The sequence below is a fragment of the Cellulomonas pasadenensis genome (genome assembly GCF_047229365.1).
GTDB lineage: Bacteria > Actinomycetota > Actinomycetes > Actinomycetales > Cellulomonadaceae > Cellulomonas.
Window position 1 is genome coordinate 1 of sequence record NZ_JBFTEP010000226.1, and the last position, 3,108, is coordinate 3,108.

Genomic DNA, 3,108 nt, shown 5'->3' on the forward strand with positions numbered 1-3,108 from the left:
GGCGCGGCGCTCGGCGTCGAGGGCGTCCTGGCGGGCGCGCTCGACCTCGGCGCTCGTCTGGCGGGCCGCGGCGAGGGCGGCGATGAGGCCCTCGCGCTCGGCCTGCCCGGCGGTCAGGGAGGCGTCCGCGGCGGACTGCGCGTCCTCGGCGGCGGCGAGCGCGTCCTCGGCGGCGGCCGCGGCGGTCTCGGCGTCGGCGGCGGCCTGCGTCGACCGCTTCTGCATCGTCTCGGCGACGAGCACCGCCGCCGTGAACTCCTGCACCGCCTCGTCGGCCTTGCCGGTGGCACGGTTCAGCGCGGTGGAGCGGCGCGCGACGTCCTGGAAGCCGTCGGCCGACAGCACGGCCTCCAGCGCCTCCACCGACCCGCCGGACCGGGCGAGCTGGCGCGCGACCGCGACGAGCCGCTGCCGCGCCTCCTCGGCGCGCGTGCCGGCCTCCTCGGACCGGGCAGCCGCCTCCGCGGCGCGGGACCGGGCGGCGTCCGCGTCGGCCAGCGCCTGCGCGTAGTCCTCGCCGGCGCGCTGGACGGCGACCTCGGCGGCGTCGGCCGACGCGGCGAGCTCGGCGAGCCGCACCTCCATCTGCGCGACGGAGCGCTGCGCCTGCCCGACGGCGGCGCGGGCGTCCCGGACGTCGTCCTGGCTGGGCGCGGCACCGGCGAGGCTCGCGGGCGAGGCGACCAGGCCGAGCGTCAGCAGGCCGACCGGGGCGACGGCGAGCACCCGGCGGTGGCGCACCCACGCGGTGGGTCGGCGCGACGTCGCGGGGAGGTCGCCGGAGGTCCGGGGGGCGGTCGCGGGGAGGCCCGCGGGACCGTCGGCACGGGTCGTCGCCCGCTGCTGCTCGTCACGCACGTCGGCGACGCTACCTGCGCGTTCCCCAGGAATGAACACCTGTCACACAGGTCCCAGAAGTCACACCGCTGTGGTTCGGGAGGAACCCGGACAGACCCGCTCGGCCGACCGGGTGAACCGTCTCACCGCCCCGCTCGGCACTGCGGATCCGGCCTCCGTACGGCCGCCGTCCCACCGTCCGGACGGCGAACCGGCGCTTCCGCATGCATCGGCAGCAGCGCTGCTGCACGACAGCCGGTCCGCCGCCGGCGACGGACCTGTGTCCGGCCGGTCCCGAAGGCCGGGGGCGACGACCTGCGTGCTGCCGGGCGTCTGGGCGCCGCGAGGTCGGATGCCGGCGACGGGTCGGGAGGTCGGGTGGTCGGGGGGCCGGTCGAGCGGCGGCGGGCTATGCGCGGTCTCCTCGCCTGCCGGGGCGGGATCGTCCCGGTGGACGAGACGCGCGTACCGGTGGGCGGGACGAGCGGCCTACTCTCGGACGCATGTCCCGCCGAATGTGTCGCTGACCCAGCGCACGCTCGGCCGTACCCGCGGCCGGTCGCCCCGCAGCGACCGCCGCCGAGCCTCGGCTCGCCCCGTGCGCACCAACCCCCCGCGGGGCGGGCGACGGCTGCGCGCTCCCCGGGTGTCCCCCGCCCCGACCGCCGACCCCGGCGCCGTCCCCAGGAGCCCGACATGAGCAACGAGAGCTGGAGCTTCGAGACCCGTCAGATCCACGCGGGTCAGACCCCCGACGCCGCGACCGGTGCGCGCGCGCTGCCGATCTACCAGACGACGTCGTTCGTCTTCGACTCGGCCAAGCAGGCCGCCGACCGGTTCGCGCTCGCCGAGCTGGGCCCGATCTACACGCGCATCGGCAACCCCACGCAGGAGGTCGTCGAGAACCGCATCGCCGACCTCGAGGGCGGCGTCGGCGCGCTGCTCGTCGCGTCCGGCCAGGCGGCCGAGACGCTGGCGATCCTCAACGTCGCCGAGGCCGGCGACCACGTCGTCGCGAGCCCGTCCCTCTACGGCGGCACGTACAACCTGCTGCACTACACGCTGCCCAAGCTGGGCGTCGAGACGACGTTCGTCGCCGACCCGCACGACCCGCAGGCGTGGCGCGACGCCGTCCGCCCGAACACCAAGCTGTTCTTCGCCGAGACGATCCCGAACCCGCGCTCCGACGTCCTCGACATCGAGGCGGTCGCGGGCGTCGCCCACGAGGTCGGCGTGCCGCTCGTCGTCGACAACACCGTCGCGACCCCGTACCTCATCAACCCGCTGCAGTGGGGCGCGGACGTCGTGGTGCACTCCGCGACCAAGTACCTCGGCGGGCACGGCACGGCCATCGGCGGCGTGATCGTCGACGGCGGCACGTTCGACTACGCGCAGCACCCGGAGCGGTTCCCGAACTTCAACCAGCCGGACCCGTCGTACCACGGGCTCGTGTTCGCGCGGGACCTGGGCGTCGGCGGTGCGTTCGGAGCGAACCTGTCGTACGTGCTCAAGGCGCGGGTGCAGCTGCTGCGCGATCTCGGCGCGGCGATCAGCCCGTTCAACGCGTTCCTCATCGCGCAGGGCATCGAGACGCTGTCCCTGCGGCTCGAGCGGCACGTCGCCAACGCGCAGCGGGTCGCCGAGTGGCTCGAGGCCCGCGAGGACGTCGTGCGCGTGCACTACGCGGGCCTGGAGTCGAGCCCGTGGCACGCGAACCAGCTGAAGTACGCTCCCCGGGGCGCCGGTGCTGTCCTCGCGTTCGAGCTCGAGGGCGGGTCGGCGGCCGGTCAGGCGTTCGTGTCGGCGCTCGAGCTGCACTCCAACGTCGCCAACATCGGCGACGTGCGCTCGCTCGTGATCCACCCGGCGTCGACGACGCACAGCCAGCTCACCCCGCAGGAGCAGGAGCTGTCCGGCGTCACGCCCGGGCTCGTCCGCCTGGCCGTCGGCATCGAGCACGTCGACGACATCCTGGCCGACCTGGACGCCGGCTTCCGCGCCGCCAAGGGCGCCTGAGCCGTCCGCCACCCCGAGGAGCCCCACCGCATGACGACGCCCCGCCCTCGCCCCGGCACGCCCGCCCCGCACGACGCGTCCCCCGGACCCGTCGTGCCCGGCGGCGCGCTGCCGGGCGGGGGCGCGGTCGACGTCCCCGGCGTCGCGGCCGTCCCGGACGTCGGACGACGCACCCGCCGCGGCGCGACCCTCGGCTCGCGCCGCCCGGCGCCGGGCACCCCCGGGCCCGGGCTCTTATACACAAATCCGAGCCCA

At 76.1% G+C, this 3,108-nt stretch carries 1 protein-coding gene and 2 pseudogenes; 2 read left to right on the plus strand and 1 reads right to left on the minus strand.

From position 1 onward, the window contains the following. A pseudogene (locus AB6N23_RS17875) lies at window positions 1-858 on the minus strand (NlpC/P60 family protein); the annotation flags it as partial. 675 nt (window positions 859-1,533) lie between these two features. Here AB6N23_RS17875 and AB6N23_RS17880 point away from each other — a divergent pair. Next, window positions 1,534-2,853 (plus strand): bifunctional o-acetylhomoserine/o-acetylserine sulfhydrylase, encoded by a 1,320-nt coding sequence (locus tag AB6N23_RS17880; protein ID WP_412867316.1) that lies wholly within the window; start codon window positions 1,534-1,536, stop codon window positions 2,851-2,853. Window positions 2,854-2,883: 30 nt separating this feature from the next. Next, window positions 2,884-3,108 (plus strand): annotated as a pseudogene (locus AB6N23_RS17885) (hypothetical protein); the annotation flags it as partial.

Coding starts and splice junctions, on each gene's coding strand:
- AB6N23_RS17880 (WP_412867316.1), top strand. CDS start 1,534: ATGAGCAACGAGAGCTGGAGCTTCGAGACCCGTCAGATCCACGCGGGT.